The organism is Streptomyces collinus Tu 365, assembly GCF_000444875.1.
Taxonomy (GTDB): Bacteria; Actinomycetota; Actinomycetes; order Streptomycetales; family Streptomycetaceae; genus Streptomyces; species Streptomyces collinus_A.
Map to the genome: position 1 here is coordinate 4,844,570 of NC_021985.1, position 17,442 is coordinate 4,862,011.

Consider the following 17,442-nt stretch of genomic DNA (forward strand, 5'->3'; position numbering starts at 1 on the left):
CCGAAAGGATCTGATAGAGTCGGAACCGCCGGAAAGGAAAACGCGAAAGCGAAGACCTGGAAAGCACCGAGGAAATCGGATCGAGAAAAGATCTGATAGAGTCGGAAACGCAAGACCGAAGGGAAGCGCCCGGAGGAAAGCCCGAGAGGGTGAGTACAAAGGAAGCGACCGTTCCTTGAGAACTCAACAGCGTGCCAAAAATCAACGCCAGATATGTTGATACCCCGTCTCCGGCCGTCACGGCTGGGACGAGGTTCCTTTGAAAAACACAGCGAGGACGCTGTGTGCGAGAGGACTATTCCTCCTCTCGCACCGCTCTCGTGGTGTTCAACCGGATTACCGGTAAACATTCACGGAGAGTTTGATCCTGGCTCAGGACGAACGCTGGCGGCGTGCTTAACACATGCAAGTCGAACGATGAACCACTTCGGTGGGGATTAGTGGCGAACGGGTGAGTAACACGTGGGCAATCTGCCCTTCACTCTGGGACAAGCCCTGGAAACGGGGTCTAATACCGGATATGAGCTTCCACCGCATGGTGGAGGCTGTAAAGCTCCGGCGGTGAAGGATGAGCCCGCGGCCTATCAGCTTGTTGGTGAGGTAATGGCTCACCAAGGCGACGACGGGTAGCCGGCCTGAGAGGGCGACCGGCCACACTGGGACTGAGACACGGCCCAGACTCCTACGGGAGGCAGCAGTGGGGAATATTGCACAATGGGCGAAAGCCTGATGCAGCGACGCCGCGTGAGGGATGACGGCCTTCGGGTTGTAAACCTCTTTCAGCAGGGAAGAAGCGAAAGTGACGGTACCTGCAGAAGAAGCGCCGGCTAACTACGTGCCAGCAGCCGCGGTAATACGTAGGGCGCAAGCGTTGTCCGGAATTATTGGGCGTAAAGAGCTCGTAGGCGGCTTGTCACGTCGATTGTGAAAGCCCGAGGCTTAACCTCGGGTCTGCAGTCGATACGGGCTAGCTAGAGTGTGGTAGGGGAGATCGGAATTCCTGGTGTAGCGGTGAAATGCGCAGATATCAGGAGGAACACCGGTGGCGAAGGCGGATCTCTGGGCCATTACTGACGCTGAGGAGCGAAAGCGTGGGGAGCGAACAGGATTAGATACCCTGGTAGTCCACGCCGTAAACGGTGGGAACTAGGTGTTGGCGACATTCCACGTCGTCGGTGCCGCAGCTAACGCATTAAGTTCCCCGCCTGGGGAGTACGGCCGCAAGGCTAAAACTCAAAGGAATTGACGGGGGCCCGCACAAGCGGCGGAGCATGTGGCTTAATTCGACGCAACGCGAAGAACCTTACCAAGGCTTGACATACACCGGAAACGTCTGGAGACAGGCGCCCCCTTGTGGTCGGTGTACAGGTGGTGCATGGCTGTCGTCAGCTCGTGTCGTGAGATGTTGGGTTAAGTCCCGCAACGAGCGCAACCCTTGTTCTGTGTTGCCAGCATGCCCTTCGGGGTGATGGGGACTCACAGGAGACCGCCGGGGTCAACTCGGAGGAAGGTGGGGACGACGTCAAGTCATCATGCCCCTTATGTCTTGGGCTGCACACGTGCTACAATGGCCGGTACAATGAGCTGCGATACCGTGAGGTGGAGCGAATCTCAAAAAGCCGGTCTCAGTTCGGATTGGGGTCTGCAACTCGACCCCATGAAGTCGGAGTCGCTAGTAATCGCAGATCAGCATTGCTGCGGTGAATACGTTCCCGGGCCTTGTACACACCGCCCGTCACGTCACGAAAGTTGGTAACACCCGAAGCCGGTGGCCCAACCCCTTGTGGGAGGGAGCTGTCGAAGGTGGGACTAGCGATTGGGACGAAGTCGTAACAAGGTAGCCGTACCGGAAGGTGCGGCTGGATCACCTCCTTTCTAAGGAGCACTTCTTACCGAGCCTGCTCGGTCAGAGGCCAGAACATCAGCGAACGCCTGATGCTGGTTGCTCATGGGTGGAACGTTGATTATTCGGCCAGGACCTCGGGTCGGAGGCTGCTAGTACTGCTCGCAAGAGCGTGGAACGCATGATCTCCGGACGGGATCCGGCCGGGCACGCTGTTGGGTGTCTGAGGGAATGAACTTCCTCAGTCGCCGGCCCCGGTGAAGCATCGCGTAAGTGGTGTGTGACGGGTGGCTGGTCGTTGTTTGAGAACTGCACAGTGGACGCGAGCATCTGTGGCCAAGTTTTTAAGGGCGCACGGTGGATGCCTTGGCACCAGGAACCGATGAAGGACGTGGGAGGCCACGATAGTCCCCGGGGAGTCGTCAACCAGACTTTGATCCGGGGGTTTCCGAATGGGGAAACCCGGCAGTCGTCATGGGCTGTCACCCGCTGCTGAACACATAGGCAGTGTGGAGGGAACGAGGGGAAGTGAAACATCTCAGTACCCTCAGGAAGAGAAAACAACCGTGATTCCGGGAGTAGTGGCGAGCGAAACCGGATGAGGCCAAACCGTATGCGTGTGAGACCCGGCAGGGGTTGCGCATGCGGGGTTGTGGGATCTCTCTTTCACAGTCTGCCGGCTGTGAGACGAGTCAGAAACCGTTGATGTAGACGAAGGACATGCGAAAGGTCCGGCGTAGAGGGTAAGACCCCCGTAGTCGAAACGTCAGCGGCTCGTTTGAGAGACACCCAAGTAGCACGGGGCCCGAGAAATCCCGTGTGAATCTGGCGGGACCACCCGCTAAGCCTAAATATTCCCTGGTGACCGATAGCGGATAGTACCGTGAGGGAATGGTGAAAAGTACCGCGGGAGCGGAGTGAAATAGTACCTGAAACCGTGTGCCTACAAGCCGTGGGAGCGTCGGATACAGCTTGCTGTATCTCGTGACTGCGTGCCTTTTGAAGAATGAGCCTGCGAGTTTGCGGTGTGTTGCGAGGTTAACCCGTGTGGGGAAGCCGTAGCGAAAGCGAGTCCGAACAGGGCGTTTCAGTAGCACGCTCAAGACCCGAAGCGGAGTGATCTAGCCATGGGCAGGTTGAAGCGGAGGTAAGACTTCGTGGAGGACCGAACCCACCAGGGTTGAAAACCTGGGGGATGACCTGTGGTTAGGGGTGAAAGGCCAATCAAACTCCGTGATAGCTGGTTCTCCCCGAAATGCATTTAGGTGCAGCGTCGTGTGTTTCTTGCCGGAGGTAGAGCACTGGATAGGCGATGGGCCCTACCGGGTTACTGACCTTAGCCAAACTCCGAATGCCGGTAAGTGAGAGCACGGCAGTGAGACTGTGGGGGATAAGCTCCATGGTCGAGAGGGAAACAGCCCAGAGCATCGACTAAGGCCCCTAAGCGTACGCTAAGTGGGAAAGGATGTGGAGTCGCACAGACAACCAGGAGGTTGGCTTAGAAGCAGCCACCCTTGAAAGAGTGCGTAATAGCTCACTGGTCTAGTGATTCCGCGCCGACAATGTAGCGGGGCTCAAGCGTACCGCCGAAGTCGTGTCATTCATGCAACAGCCCCAACGGGTGTATGGATGGGTAGGGGAGCGTCGTCTGCCGGGTGAAGCAGCACCGGAAGGTAGTTGTGGACGGTTGACGAGTGAGAATGCAGGCATGAGTAGCGATACAAACGTGAGAAACGTTTGCGCCGATTGACTAAGGGTTCCTGGGTCAAGCTGATCTGCCCAGGGTAAGTCGGGACCTAAGGCGAGGCCGACAGGCGTAGTCGATGGATAACCGGTTGATATTCCGGTACCCGCTGTGAAGCGTCAAACATCGAGCATCGTGATGCTAAGGCCGTGAAGCCGCCCTGATCTCTTCGGAGTTGAGGGGAGTGGTGGAGCCGCCGAACCAAGCGGTTAGTAGGTGAGTGATGGGGTGACGCAGGAAGGTAGTCCATCCCGGGCGGTGGTTGTCCCGGGGTAAGGGTGTAGGACGCGAGGTAGGCAAATCCGCCTTGCACATAGTCTGAGACCTGATGCCGAGCCGATTGTGGTGAAGTGGATGATCCTATGCTGTCGAGAAAAGCCTCTAGCGAGTTTCATGGCGGCCCGTACCCTAAACCGACTCAGGTGGTCAGGTAGAGAATACCGAGGCGTTCGGGTGAACTATGGTTAAGGAACTCGGCAAAATGCCCCCGTAACTTCGGGAGAAGGGGGGCCACACTCGGTGATCGGATTTACTCCGTGAGCTGGGGGTGGCCGCAGAGACCAGCGAGAAGCGACTGTTTACTAAAAACACAGGTCCGTGCGAAGCCGTAAGGCGATGTATACGGACTGACGCCTGCCCGGTGCTGGAACGTTAAGGGGACCGGTTAGCTTGGATTCGTCCAGGCGAAGCTGAGAACTTAAGCGCCAGTAAACGGCGGTGGTAACTATAACCATCCTAAGGTAGCGAAATTCCTTGTCGGGTAAGTTCCGACCTGCACGAATGGCGTAACGACTTCTCGACTGTCTCAACCATAGGCCCGGTGAAATTGCACTACGAGTAAAGATGCTCGTTTCGCGCAGCAGGACGGAAAGACCCCGGGACCTTTACTACAGTTTGATATTGGTGTTCGGTTCGGCTTGTGTAGGATAGCTGGGAGACTTTGAAGCTCATACGCCAGTATGGGTGGAGTCGTCGTTGAAATACCAGTCTGGTCGTGCTGGATGTCTAACCTGGGTCCGTTATCCGGATCAGGGACAGTGTCTGATGGGTAGTTTAACTGGGGCGGTTGCCTCCTAAAGAGTAACGGAGGCGCCCAAAGGTTCCCTCAGCCTGGTTGGCAATCAGGTGTTGAGTGTAAGTGCACAAGGGAGCTTGACTGTGAGACCGACGGGTCGAGCAGGGACGAAAGTCGGGACTAGTGATCCGGCGGTGGCTTGTGGAAGCGCCGTCGCTCAACGGATAAAAGGTACCCCGGGGATAACAGGCTGATCTTCCCCAAGAGTCCATATCGACGGGATGGTTTGGCACCTCGATGTCGGCTCGTCGCATCCTGGGGCTGGAGTCGGTCCCAAGGGTTGGGCTGTTCGCCCATTAAAGCGGTACGCGAGCTGGGTTTAGAACGTCGTGAGACAGTTCGGTCCCTATCCGCTGTGCGCGTAGGAATATTGAGAAGGGCTGTCCCTAGTACGAGAGGACCGGGACGGACGAACCTCTGGTGTGCCAGTTGTTCTGCCAAGGGCATGGCTGGTTGGCTACGTTCGGGAGGGATAACCGCTGAAAGCATCTAAGCGGGAAGCCTGCTTCGAGATGAGTATTCCCACCTCCTTGAGAGGGTAAGGCTCCCAGTAGACGACTGGGTTGATAGGCCGGATCTGGAAGCCCAGTAATGGGTGGAGGTGACCGGTACTAATAGGCCGAGGGCTTGTCCTCAGTTGCTCGCGTCCACTGTGTTGGTTCTGAAACCACGAACAGCCTTTTCGGTTGTCAGTTTCATAGTGTTTCGGTGGTCATAGCGTGAGGGAAACGCCCGGTTACATTCCGAACCCGGAAGCTAAGCCTCACAGCGCCGATGGTACTGCAGGGGGGACCCTGTGGGAGAGTAGGACACCGCCGAACAATTCTTGAGAAAACCCCCGCATCGAAAGATGCGGGGGTTTTCTGCGTTCAGGGTCCTTTAGGGTCGGGGTATGCGTTACGACCTGATCATCTTCGACAACGACGGAGTGCTCGTGGACAGCGAGCCGATCTCCAACCGGCACCTGGCCGCCTACCTGACCGAGCTGGGGCACCCCACGTCGTACGAGGACTCCATTCGGGACTACATGGGATCGGCGATGCACCGCATCCACGACCTGGTGCTGGAGCGGACGGGCCGGCGGCTGCCGGACGACTTCGACGACGTCTTCCACGCACGGGTGTTCGCCGCCTTCGAGCGGGAGCTGAAGCCGGTGCCCGGCGCCGGCGGGGTGCTGGAGAAGCTGGCCGCCGACGGAGTGGCCTTCTGCGTCGCTTCCTCCGGGAGCCATGAGCGGATCAGGGTCGGGCACCGTGCGACCGGACTCGACCGGTGGTTCGACGAGCGGCGCGTCTTCAGCTCGCAGGACGTGGGGCGGGGCAAGCCGGCGCCGGATCTCTTCCTGTACGCCGCCGAGCGGATGGGCGTCGCCCCCGGGCGGTGCCTGGTCGTGGAGGACTCCCCGCTGGGCGTACAGGCCGCCGTGGCGGCCGGGATGGACGTGTACGGGTTCACCGCCATGACGCCCGCGGAGAAGCTCGCGCAGGCGAACCAACTGTTCTCCAGCATGGGGGAGTTGGCTGACCTGCTCGTGTGACCCGGGCCAGTGTCCCGGTGCTGACATTTGTCACGCGGACCTCCGGACGTTCGTTTCTACTGGCGGACCCCGCCCGGCGGCGAAGCTGTGAGCATGACGACGAACACGGGTTCCCGGGGCCAGAGCACGCTGCAGAACTTCGCGCCGCTGATCGTGGACGTGGCGGTGCCCCTCGCTTCGTACTACCTGTTCAGGGACGGCCTCGGGATGAGCACCTTCGCGGCGCTCGCCTGGAGCAGCGTGGTGCCGGCGCTGCGGACCGGGTGGAGCGTGCTGAAGGAGCGCAGGACCAACGCGCTGGCCGGGCTCATCCTCGTCGTGAACGTGGTGTCCCTGCTGCTGAGCTTCGTCTCCGGGGACCCGCGGCTGATGCTCGCCAAGGACAGCGGGGTCAGCAGCACCGTCGCGATCGGCATCCTGGTCTCGGTCGTCCTCGGCAGGCCGATGATGACCGCCGGTCTCAAGCCCTTCCTGGTGAAGGGCGACGCGGTCAGGGAGGCCGCCTGGGAGCGGCTGATGTCGGGCGGCTCGGCCGCCTCGGCGGACTTCCGGCGCCGGGAGCGCGCGTTCTCCGTGGTGTGGGGCGTGGTGCTGCTCGCCGAGTGCGTGGTACGGGCCGTGGGGGCGTACACCGTCCCCGTGGACACCATGGTCTGGCTCGGCGGAGTCGTCCTGGCCGGCGCGGTGCTGATCGGGATCGTGGTCGGCGGCGCCCTCGGGGCCGGGCCGATGGAGGCCATGGTCTCCCACGAGACCGAGCGGTCCGAGCCCGCGAGCACCGAGTCCGCGAGCGCCGAGGTCGCCGTCGCCGCGTGACACGACCGACGGCACACCCTCCGGGCCGAAGCTGAAGGAAATTCATCTTTGGCCGGATCTACCCACAGGTAGCCAGGGGCCCTACGCTCGCCGCCATGACAGATGTGCTGCGGCGCGGCAGGGCCTCGCTGGCGTTCAGCTTCTTCGCCCAGGGCGCCGCCTTCGCGCTGCTGGTGACGCGCATCCCGGCGATCCAGGACCGGTACGGCATCTCCGACGGGCTGCTGCCTGTCTTCCTGGCCGCGGTGCCGATCCTCGCCGGCGTCGGCAGCGTGACGACCGAGCAGCTGGTGAAGCGGGTCCGGCCCAGCCGGCTGCTGCGCTGGTCCCAGCCGGTGGTGCTGCTGGCGCTGCTCGGGGTCGGGGCCGGCGGCAGCGGGGTGATGGCGGAGCTGGGTCTCGCCCTGGCCGCGTTCGGGCTCGCCGTCGGCGCCCTGGACGCCTCGATGAACATGCTGGGGGTCAGCCTCCAGCGGACGTACGGGCGCAGCATCATGCTGAGCTTCCACGCCGCCTACAGCCTGGGCGGCATCGTGGGCGCCTCGCTGGCCTGGGCCGGGGCGCACTGGCAGCTCGCGCTGTGGGTGTCGTACCTGCCGGTGGTGGCCGTGCTGCTGCCGGCGACGCTGGTGGGGAGCCGGTGGTACGTCGACGGGGACGCGGGGGCCGTCGAGGAGGGGGCCGGCGCGGGCGCGGGCGGTGGCGCCGTCGTCTTCAGGCTGCTGCTGCCGCTGTGTCTGGTGATGACCTTCGCCTACATCGGGGACTCGACGGTGTCCAACTGGAGCGCCAAGTACCTGAAGGACGTGCTGGGCGGTTCCGAGCAGCTCGCGACGGTGCCGTACAACGTGTACATGGTCACCACGCTGGTGGGCCGGGCCATCGGGGACTTCGGGGTGCGGCGGTTCGGGGCGGCGACGGTCGTACGGATGGGGGCGCTGGTGGCGGCTGCGGGCTTCGCGGTGGTGTCCGCGGCGCCGGACGCCTGGGTCGGCATGCTCGGGTTCACCCTGCTGGGCCTGGGGCTGTGCGTCCTGGTGCCGCAGACCTTCGCGGCGGCGGGCCGGCTGTTCCCGGGGGCCTCGGACGCGGCGATAGCCCGGCTCAACATCTTCAACTACGTGGGCTTCCTCGTCGGTTCGCCGCTGGTGGGTGCGCTCGGGGACACCTGGAGCTACCGGGGCGCCATGCTGGTGCCGATGGGGTTGGTGCTGGTGACGTTGGCGTACGCCAGATCGTTCGCGGCTCAACCGGACCGATACGGTGGCGGGCATGAGCGGCCGCGCACAGCTGATGTGGGACGAGGCAGTAACGGGCTATGACTTCGGCCCGGACCATCCGATGGATCCGGTCCGGCTGGAGCTGACCCGGAAGCTGGTGGACGCCTTCGGGCTCGACCGGCAGGTGACGGTGGTCGCGGCCAAGCCGGCCGGTGATTCGACGCTGCGCCTGGTGCACCGGCAGGACTACATCGACGCCGTGAAGGCCGCCTCTGCCGACCCGGGGGCGGCCGACGGCTCGTACGGGCTCGGGACGCTGGACGATCCCGCGTTCGCCGGGATGCACGAGGTGTCGGCGCTGATCGCCGGGCAGTCGGTGGGGGCGGCGGAGGCGGTGTGGCGGGGTGACGCCGAGCACGCGGTGAACTTCGCGGGCGGCCTGCACCACGCGATGCCCGGCGGCGCGTCCGGGTTCTGCGTCTACAACGACGCCGCCCTGGCCATCGCCCGGCTGCTCGAACTGGGCGCCGAGCGGGTCGCGTACGTGGACGTCGACGTGCACCACGGGGACGGGGTGCAGGCGGCGTTCTGGGAGGACCCGCGGGTGCTGACGATCTCGCTGCACGAGCATCCGAGCACGCTGTTCCCGCAGTCCGGGTGGCCGCAGGAGACCGGGGCCGGGGCGGGCGAGGGCGCGGCCGTGAACGTGGCGCTGCCGGCCGGGACCGGGGACGCCGGGTGGCTGCGGGCGTTCCACGCGGTGGTGCCGGAACTGCTCGCCGACTTCCGGCCGCAGGTGCTGGTGACGCAGCACGGGGCGGACACGCACTTCGAGGACCCGCTCGCGCACCTCGCCGTGTCGCTCGACGCGCAGCGGGCCGCGCAGGTGGCGTGCCACGAGCTGGCGCACGAGTACGCGGACGGCAGGTGGGTCGCGCTCGGCGGCGGCGGGTACGCCGTGGTCGAGGTGGTGCCGCGGTCGTGGACGCATCTGGTGGGGATCGCCGCGGGGCGTGAGGTCGCCCCGGAGACGGTGATTCCCGAGGGGTGGCGGCACGAGGTGTACGCGCGTACCCGGCAGTTGGGGCCGCAGCGGATGACGGACGGGCGGTGGCCGGTGTCGTTCGCGTCGTGGGAGGCGGGGTACGACCCGGCCGACCGTCTGGACCAGGCGGTGCTGGCCACCCGGCGGGCCGCGTTCCCGCTGCGGGGGCTGCTGCCGTGAGGCGCGGCTCCGCCGGGGCCGGCTGAGGGGGCGGGGCCCCGCGGGTGCCGGGCGGGGGGCCGCCGTTGGGCCAACCGTGCGATGTTCCGCCGTTTCGCGCGCGGGGCCTTCCGTGATGGGCCAGCATCGCACCCGTGTTGACCGCCGATGCCCTCCGCGCGCATCTGCTCGCCGCCCGGCTCGCCGGGGAGGTGGCCACGTCCCGGGAGACCAGCCTCCGCAGCTACCGGCTGTTCGCCGCCCGGGACCCCCGGGCGCTGATCGGGATCGACCCCGAACGGCACTGGGGGCAGCGGGAGCTGCTGTCGCTGATGGCGGCCAGGTGCGGGGTGTCGGCCGATCCGGGGTACACGACCGGGCCGGACGTGATCGACCCGGAGCGGACGCTGGCCGCGCTGGACGCGTTCGCGCAGCGGATCGGGGAGGCGGCCCGGCGTGGGGCTCCGGTGCTGCTCGGGACCGGGCACCCGCACCGGCTGCTCGGTTTCTACGGTGGCCTGGCGGACGCGTTGTCGGCAGTGGGGTGTGAGGTACTCACACCGGCGCAGGGTCGCTCTGTCGACATATTGACCCGGTTCGGTCTACGCACGTACGCACTGGACTACGTACGAGGTGTTGCCCTGGTGCGGGAACCGGAGGTCGGGCGCCCCGGTTGTGAGCCGGGAGCGCACTGCCATTCACCGCTCCCGGTTCGGGTCGCCCTGGCCGCCGCGGCCGACGCCGGCGGACCCCTGCCCGAACTGGTCATCGGGGACCATGGCTGGGTCTGCGGCGCAGGTCAGCTGGGGTTCGAGGCGATCGGCCTGGCGGACACGGACGATCCCGCGCTGTTCGTGGGGGAGGCCGAGGGCGTCGTCTCCGTGGCCGTTCCGGTTGATGACGGAGTGCGGTCTGATCACTACCGGCCGCTCACCCGTTACGTAGTCAATAGGGCGTGCCTGTCACAGTAGGCCGCCGATGGGTGCACCTCTTCCCCACTCGCATCACCCGCCCCTAGTCTGGGGAGTGAGCACGCAACGACGAAGAGTCACCGGAAGGGGAAGCCGGTGGCCGTCGAGTGCGGAAGGTTCAGGTGTGTCATGGCTGCTGCAGGCGAAAGGCCTCTGAACGAGGTTCAGTTCCTTACCGTGGCGGAGGTCGCCTCGGTGATGCGAGTGTCGAAGATGACCGTGTACCGGCTGGTGCACAGCGGTCATCTGCCCGCGATCCGGGTGGGGCGGTCGTTCCGCGTCCCGGAGCAAGCGGTACACGAGTACCTCCGCGAGAGTTACGTGGGGGTGGAGACGGCCTGACGGCCTTCCGGGGAACCCCCGGAGGCCCCCTCGATTACGACCTCAGCGCTCGGACGGGTAGGCTGGCCCCTCGTAGGTCGTATGGGCCCATGGCGCCCAAACACCGAGTGATGAGAAGTGAGCGAGGGTAGTCGTGGGCTCTGTTATCAAGAAGCGGCGCAAGCGGATGGCCAAGAAGAAGCACCGCAAGCTGCTCAAGCGCACGCGCGTTCAGCGCCGCAACAAGAAGTAAGCGGCGCCGCGAGAGCGTGTTCTGTGGCCCCCCGTCCATCAGGGCGGGGGGCCACAGGCGTGTCCGGGCCCCCGCGCGGGGAGTTCTCGGCGAGGATCGGCATATTCCATCTGGTGAATTTCCGTCACCTCGGGCAGCGGGCGGTCATCACGGCGCAACATCGACCCGCTAAGTTGGCCGCACACGGGGAACGCGGGCTTGGACCAGGTTTCGCACCGGACCGAAGGAAGGCGCTGATCTTGGGGAAGGTCGTGCTCGTCACCGGCGTGGCCCGGCAGCTGGGCGGCCGGTTCGTGCGGCGCATCCAGCGGGACCCCGAGGTGGACCGGGTGATCGCCGTGGACGCGGTGCCGCCCGCGCACCATCTGGGCGGGGCCGACTTCATCCAGGCCGACATCCGGCAGCCCACCATCGCCCGGGTGCTCGCGGAGACGGCCGCCGACACGGTCGTCCACATGGACATCACGGGCACCGCCCTGGGCGGCGGCAGCCGGGCCACGGTCAAGGAGACCAATGTCATCGGCACCATGCAGCTGCTCGGCGCCTGCCAGAAGTCGCCGGCCGTGCGGCGGCTGGTGGTGAAGTCCAGTACCAACGTCTACGGCTCCGCACCGCGGGATCCGGCCGTCTTCACCGAGACCACCCCTGCCAAGTCGCTGCCCAGCGGCGGGTTCGCGAAGGACGCGGTGGAGGTCGAGGGGTACGTGCGCGGCTTCGCCCGGCGGCGGCCCGACGTCGCGGTGTGCGTGCTGCGCTTCGCCAACATCCTGGGTCCCGCCGCGGACACCCCGCTCGCCTCGTACTTCGCGCTGCCCGTCCTGCCGACCGTGTTCGGCTACGACCCGCGGCTGCAGTTCGTGCACGAGGACGACGTCATCGAGGTGCTGCGGATCGCCTCCCACGAGCCGCGCCGGGGCACCCTCAACAGCGGCACGTTCAACATCGCGGGCGACGGCGTGCTGCCGCTCTCGCAGTGCGCCCGGCGCCTGGGCCGCCCCACGGTGCCGCTGCTGCTGCCCGCGGTCACCTGGGCCGGCTCGCTCGTGCGTACGCTGGGCATGACGGACTTCTCGCCGGAGCAGATCCGGCTGCTCACGCACGGCCGGGTGGTGGCCACCGACCAGATGCGCGAGACGCTGGGATTCCAGCCGACGTACACGACGGCGCAGACGTTCGCGGACTTCGCACGCGGCCAGGGACCCGGGCTGCTGCCGCCGGAGGCCCTCGCGGGGGCCGTCGACCGGGTCGCCGCGCTCGCCGCGAGGGGCGGCGGGCACCACCCGACGCAGAGCGCCAACTGAGGAGCGCAGCAACGATGGCGGACGCCAAGGTCATTCCGTTCGACGACGACCGGTCCCGCGGGAACGCCGGTCAGCGGCCGTCCCGGCGCCGCGGCGCCGGGAGCAGGCGCGGCGCGGCCGGTGAGCCCGCGCCGGTCCGCGAGGTCCAGCCGCTGCCCACCCGGAGCACTGCGCCCGAGGAGGGGCCCGGCACCGGCGAGGAGCAGCCGGCGGGCGGGCGGCACGGCGAGGGCGGTCTCGAGCGCCGGGTCGCCGCCGGCCTGTCGTTCCTGCGGCGCCGGCTCACCGGGGAGTACGAGGTCGACGACTTCGGCTACGACGAGGAGCTGACCGACCAGGTCCTGATGTCGCTGCTGCGGCCGGTGTACGAGAAGTACTTCCGGGTCGAGGTGAAGGGCGTCGAGAACATCCCGGACAAGGGCGGGGCGCTGATCGTCGCCAACCACTCCGGGACGCTGCCGCTGGACGGGCTGATGATGCAGGTCGCCGTCCACGACCACCACCCGGCCGACCGGCACCTGCGGCTGCTCGCGGCCGACCTGGTGTTCGTGCTTCCGGTGGTCAACGAGCTCGCCCGCAAGCTGGGGCACACGCTGGCCTGCGCGGAGGACGCCGAACGGCTGCTGGCGCAGGGCGAGCTGGTCGGGGTGATGCCGGAGGGCTTCAAGGGCATCGGCAAGCCGTTCGGCGAGCGCTACAAGCTCCAGCGGTTCGGCCGGGGCGGTTTCGTCTCCACGGCGCTGCGCCAGGGCGCGCCGATCGTCCCGTGCTCGATCGTCGGGGCCGAGGAGATCTACCCGATGATCGGCAACGCGAAAACGCTCGCGCGGCTGCTGGGGTTCCCCTATTTCCCGTTGACGCCGACGTTCCCGTGGCTGGGGCCGCTCGGGATGGTGCCGTTGCCGACGAAGTGGACGATCCAGTTCGGGGAGCCGATCGCGACGGACGGGTATCCGCCGGAGGCGGCGGAGGACCCGATGCTGATGTTCAACCTGACCGACCAGGTCCGCGAACAGATCCAGCACACGCTGTACAAGCTGCTGGTGCAGCGGCGGTCGGTGTTCTTCTGATCCGCGGCGCGGTACGGCCGCGGGGGCGCCCCTGCTCGGAAAGGGGCGCCCCCGCGGCCGTGTCCGCACGCCTCAGTCGGCGTCCTCGCCGTCGATGCCCAGGCCGGGAAGCAGACCCGGGAGCAGCGGCGGGAGGGTGACGTCCGGCGCGCTCGTCGGCAGCTTCGGGATGGCCGGGGTGCTGCCGGAGCCGGTCTTCGGCGGATCGAGCAGACCGCCCGTGTCGCCTCCGATCAGACCGCCGCCGCCGTCATGGCTGGCCGAACCGCTGGGGCTGCCCGAGCCCGTGTGCCTGCCGGCGGACGGGGTTTCGCCGGAGCTGGGCGCGGTGGAGCGGTGGGTGCCGCCGGAGCCGGTGGGTGTCGACCCGGACGTGTGCCGGGTGCCCGTCCCGCCGGACTGCGCGGGCGGCTGCGGCAGCAGCGACTGCAGTGGGGCGACCTCGTCGTCTATGGCGTCGAACACCGACGACACCTGCTGTTTGACGTCGCCCAGTTGCACGGGCAGCCGGTCGCTCAGCGCGCTCCACGCCTCGCGGTGGGACCGCGAGAAGGCGGACAGTGCCTGGATGGGGCCCAGGGACTCGGGGTCGCGCTCGTAGGCCGCGTGCAGCAGGCGGTGGCCTTCGGTCGCGTCGTGCTGCATACCGGACAGGGTGCGGCGGATCTCGCCGATGGACTCGTGGTCGAGGTGGCCGCCGCGGCCGCGCTCCATGAGCCGGCGTGCCTCGTTCAGCCGCGTGGAGGCCTGGTCGAGGTACGTCTGCCCGCGCTGGGTGTCCCCGTCGCTCATGTAGTTGAGCTTGAAGTCCTCTATGCCGCGCTTGAGTCCGTAGAGCGAGTCACCGGGCAGCGCGTTGGAACTCGCCGCGGCGACTCCGCCGAACGCCCCTGCGGCCACGCCGACGCTGAGCCCGCCCGCGGCGAGCCCCTTGGTCAGTCTGGAGCGCGGCCGGAGCTTGCCCAGCGGGCTCGCCCGGTGCGCGCCCCGGCTGCGGGAGCGCTGCTCGGGCAGCGATGCGTCCGCCGCGGTCCCCTCCTGGAGCATGGCCTCCATCGCGGCCACCAGCTGGGCGCGCTGGACGGCCTTGACCTCGGGATCGAGCTGCGGCCTGGGCAGCGCGCTGAGGCTCGTCGCCAGGGCGAGCAGCTCGCCCGGCTCGGAGTGTTCCCCCGCGGTCGGCGGCGAAGCCGCCGGTGCTGCGGACTGCTCGGCCGCCGTGTCCCGGTCGGACTGCTCCTCCAGGGCCTGGGCGAAGGCGTTCGCCCGCCGGTGTGCCGATACGTTCGCGATCACTGGCGGCACCTCCTCTCGTCATGACGGTCGACTCCCCAGGGGGTCCTGAGGGTTGCACGCCCACGACCAGTTCCACACGATCGAGCGATCAGGGTCGGCCAGGACGTGACCACAGGGAGCCTGTATCCCGCACAACGAGCGGCGCGGCACTTGGGTTACGGACGGCCGATGATCGGATCGAGAACGCAACGATCTCTCACGGAGGGTGAGTTGACCGTCGCCCAGGGTGTGGGGGTCAGCGGGCGTCATCCGGCAGCAGCCGGGCGAGCGTGCGCACGGCCCGGTACTGGAGGGTCTTGATGGCGCCCTCGTTCTTGCCCATCACCCGGGCGGTCTCGGCGACCGAGAGCCCCTGGAGGAAGCGCAGGGTCACGCACTCCTGCTGCTGGGGGTTGAGCCGGCGGACGGCGTCCAGCAGCGCGGCGTTGGAGAGGGACTCCAGGACCGAGTCCTCAGGGGAGCGCTCGACCTCGTTGGCGTCGAGCATCTCACCGGTGGTGACCTCGAGACGGAACCGGCTCGACTTGAAGTGGTCGGCGACGAGGTTGCGGGCGATCGTCACCAGCCAGGCGCCGAAGTCACGGCCCTGCCAGGTGAAGGTGCCGATCCTGCGCAGCGCCCGCAGAAAGGTCTCGCTCGTCAGGTCCTCGGCGGTCGCCTTGCCGCCCACCCGGTAGTAGATGTAGCGGTAGACGGTGTCGCTGTACTGGTCGTACAGCCGGCCGAAGGCCTCGGCCTCCCCCGCCTGGGCGCGCTCCACGAGGTCCATCATCCGGGCGCTGTCGCTGTCCGCGGCCGGTCGGCGGGCGGTGGCCGCGCCGGTGGAGCGCCCTCGTCTGCCGACCGCGGCGCCGCTCTCGGCCAGTGCGTAGCACGGGCCGAGGGGCGCGGCGGTGGCGAAGGCGGGGACGGCGTACGCGGTGGGGACGAAGCCGCGCAGCGTCTCCTTGACCGTTGCGACTGCTGTGCGCAGCGTAGCCAGGCCCGAGGCGTCAACCCCGACGTGTGGGTACACGGGACTCCCAGAGGCAGAGCTTCCATCACGTGCAGTGCGGAACCGTTCACCCGTCGTAGCGACGGAGAGGTACCGGTTTGCGTCTGAGGAGAATAACGCTTCGTACAGGCACTGCTACACCGAGTTGCTCAAATCACCGATTGCGTCGCTTCTGTTGCTGAATGACGCCCCATCAAGTTCCACAGAGTGATCGGTTGTTGATCGGAAAAGGATGGTTTTCGGCGAACTGGGGGGCGTGTTGGGGGAACGACGGCATAATCCGGCCGCGGGCGAACGGTTTCGGCGGCGCCGGGACGATGACGGCGGGTCAACGACGGCGAGTCGGTGACGCCGGATCAGTGACGTCGGATCAGTGACGTCGGAGGAGTGACGTCGGAGGAGTGACGGCGGATCGGCGACGGCGGATCAGCGACGGCGGCGGCTGAGCGCGATCGCCGCGGCCGTGCCGCCGGCGACGGCGCCCACGCCGGCCGCGGCGGGGATGCCGACCTTCGCCGCCTTGCGGCCCGTGCGGTAGTCGCGCAGCCGCCAGTCCTTCTCGCGGGCGTGCTTGCGGAGCTTGGCGTCCGGGTTGATCGCGTACGGGTGGCCGACCAGGGACAGCATCGGGATGTCGTTGTGGCTGTCGCTGTAGGCCGCGCAGCGGGAGAGGTCGAGGCCCTCCGCCGAGGCCAGGGCGCGCACCGCCTCCGCCTTCGCGGGGCCGTGCAGGGGCTCGCCGACCAGCTTGCCGGTGTAGACGCCGCCGACCGACTCGGCCACGGTGCCGAGCGCGCCGGTCAGGCCGAGGCGGCGGGCGATCACCTGGGCGATCTCCACGGGTGCCGCCGTGACGAGCCACACCTTCTGGCCCGCGTCGAGGTGGGCCTGGGCCAGGGCGCGGGTGCCCGGCCAGATGCGGTCGGCCATGTACTCGTCGTAGATCTCCTCGCCGATCGTCTCCAGTTCGGCGACGCGGTGGCCCTTGACGATGGAGAGGGCGGAGTCCCGGGCCTCCTGCATGTGCTCCGGGTCCTCCACGCCGGCCAGCCGGAACCACGCCTGCTGCCAGGCGAACCGGGCGAGGTCGCGGGTCTCGAAGAACTTGCGCTTGTACAGGCCGCGCCCGAAGTGGAACAGGGCGGCGCCCTGCATCACGGTGTTGTCGAGGTCGAAGAAGGCGGCGGCCTTGTCGTCGCCGAGCACCGGGAACTCCGGCTCCCGGTCGGCGGTCCGCTGGACCTGTGCGGTCTCCTGCGCCTCCTGCGCTTCCTGCGAGGACTTGCGGGCGGCCTCCGCCGAAGCCTCGCCTGCCAACACGCTCCGCGCCGTGGCGGAGCGCCTACGGGGAGTGAGCCATCCGAGAGCGGCCATGGCGTGAGCATAGCCAGTCTGTTCGGTGGTTCCGGAGTCGAGAGGTTTGAAGGGTGTGAACACTCCGAGGCCGTGTCGTTAAAGAGGCGCGAGAATGGCCGACATGAGTCCCCTCTTCCGGCGTAAGGCCGCACCGCAGGAGCGCTTGGTCACTCTCGTCCGCAAGCCCGGCTGCCATCTGTGCGACGACGCGCAGGCCGTGGTCGAGAAGGTCTGTGGCGAGCTCGGCGTCCCGTGGGAGCGCAAGGACATCACCGAGGACCCGGAGCTGCACGACCGGTACTGGGAGCAGATCCCCGTGGTCCTGGTGGACGGCAGGCAGCACACGTTCTGGCGGGTGGACGAGACCCGGCTCCGCAAGGAACTGACCGACTAGTACAACGATCAGCCGAACGTCCCTTAGGATCGAAGGCGGTTTGGGTC

13 protein-coding genes and 3 rRNA genes are annotated in these 17,442 nt (G+C 66.9%); 13 read left to right on the forward strand and 3 right to left on the reverse strand.

All coding sequences use genetic code 11. The features are described from left to right. Nucleotides 1-349 precede the first annotated feature (349 nt). The 12 genes from B446_RS21055 (at nucleotide 350) to B446_RS21105 (ending at nucleotide 13,355) form a co-directional block, all read left to right on the forward strand. Nucleotides 350-1,875, forward strand: a 16S ribosomal RNA gene (locus B446_RS21055). Nucleotides 1,876-2,177: 302 nt separating this feature from the next. After that, nucleotides 2,178-5,297, forward strand: a 23S ribosomal RNA gene (locus B446_RS21060). 69 nt (nucleotides 5,298-5,366) lie between these two features. Continuing rightward, nucleotides 5,367-5,483, forward strand: a 5S ribosomal RNA gene (gene rrf / locus B446_RS21065). Together the 16S, 23S and 5S rRNA genes form the textbook arrangement of a ribosomal RNA operon. 71 nt (nucleotides 5,484-5,554) lie before the next feature. Next, nucleotides 5,555-6,199 carry an HAD family hydrolase gene (locus tag B446_RS21070; protein WP_020941463.1) on the forward strand — a complete coding sequence of 215 codons (645 nt, stop codon included), beginning with the start codon at nucleotides 5,555-5,557 and terminating at the stop codon, nucleotides 6,197-6,199. Nucleotides 6,200-6,292: 93 nt separating this feature from the next. Continuing rightward, nucleotides 6,293-7,015 (forward strand): VC0807 family protein, encoded by a 723-nt coding sequence (locus tag B446_RS21075; RefSeq protein WP_020941464.1) that lies wholly within the window; start codon nucleotides 6,293-6,295, stop codon nucleotides 7,013-7,015. 95 nt (nucleotides 7,016-7,110) lie between these two features. Then, nucleotides 7,111-8,337, forward strand: a complete 1,227-nt coding sequence (locus B446_RS21080) for an MFS transporter (protein WP_043476178.1) — start codon at nucleotides 7,111-7,113, stop codon at nucleotides 8,335-8,337. Continuing rightward, nucleotides 8,288-9,460 (forward strand): acetoin utilization protein AcuC, encoded by a 1,173-nt coding sequence (locus B446_RS21085; RefSeq protein WP_020941466.1) that lies wholly within the window; start codon nucleotides 8,288-8,290, stop codon nucleotides 9,458-9,460. Before B446_RS21080 ends, B446_RS21085 begins: the two co-directional genes overlap by 50 nt. Nucleotides 9,461-9,594: 134 nt before the next feature. Next, a complete protein-coding gene (locus tag B446_RS21090; RefSeq protein WP_020941467.1) occupies nucleotides 9,595-10,410 on the forward strand; it encodes a phosphatase in 816 nt (271 codons plus the stop codon). 129 nt (nucleotides 10,411-10,539) lie between these two features. Beyond that, entirely contained in the window at nucleotides 10,540-10,752 is a 213-nt protein-coding gene (locus tag B446_RS21095; protein ID WP_004984898.1) for a helix-turn-helix domain-containing protein, read from the forward strand. 133 nt (nucleotides 10,753-10,885) lie between these two features. Further along, nucleotides 10,886-10,984, forward strand: a complete 99-nt coding sequence (locus B446_RS37255) for a 30S ribosomal protein bS22 (RefSeq protein WP_003948845.1) — start codon at nucleotides 10,886-10,888, stop codon at nucleotides 10,982-10,984. Between the two features lie 239 nt (nucleotides 10,985-11,223). Next, nucleotides 11,224-12,285, forward strand: coding sequence for an NAD-dependent epimerase/dehydratase family protein (locus B446_RS21100; protein WP_020941468.1), 1,062 nt, complete (start codon nucleotides 11,224-11,226; stop codon nucleotides 12,283-12,285). A 14-nt stretch (nucleotides 12,286-12,299) separates the two neighbouring features. Then, nucleotides 12,300-13,355, forward strand: a complete 1,056-nt coding sequence (locus B446_RS21105) for a lysophospholipid acyltransferase family protein (protein WP_020941469.1) — start codon at nucleotides 12,300-12,302, stop codon at nucleotides 13,353-13,355. 72 nt (nucleotides 13,356-13,427) lie between these two features. Here B446_RS21105 and B446_RS21110 read toward each other — a convergent pair whose 3' ends face one another. The 3 genes from B446_RS21110 to B446_RS21120 form a co-directional block, all read right to left on the reverse strand. Continuing rightward, nucleotides 13,428-14,651, reverse strand: a complete 1,224-nt coding sequence (locus tag B446_RS21110) for a DUF5667 domain-containing protein (RefSeq protein WP_020941470.1) — start codon at nucleotides 14,649-14,651, stop codon at nucleotides 13,428-13,430. A gap of 235 nt (nucleotides 14,652-14,886) precedes the next feature. Beyond that, entirely contained in the window at nucleotides 14,887-15,666 is a 780-nt protein-coding gene (locus B446_RS21115; RefSeq protein ID WP_020941471.1) for an ECF subfamily RNA polymerase sigma factor, BldN family, read from the reverse strand. A 405-nt stretch (nucleotides 15,667-16,071) separates the two neighbouring features. Further along, complete coding sequence (locus B446_RS21120; RefSeq protein WP_078614768.1) at nucleotides 16,072-17,019, reverse strand: HAD family hydrolase; 948 nt, start codon at nucleotides 17,017-17,019, stop codon at nucleotides 16,072-16,074. Between the two features lie 94 nt (nucleotides 17,020-17,113). On the opposite strand from B446_RS21120, the gene B446_RS21125 reads away from it, so the two are divergent. Beyond that, the gene (locus B446_RS21125) at nucleotides 17,114-17,395 is read left to right on the forward strand and encodes a glutaredoxin family protein (RefSeq protein WP_020941473.1); all 282 of its coding nucleotides are present in this window, start codon (nucleotides 17,114-17,116) and stop codon (nucleotides 17,393-17,395) included. Nucleotides 17,396-17,442: the final 47 nt, after the last annotated feature.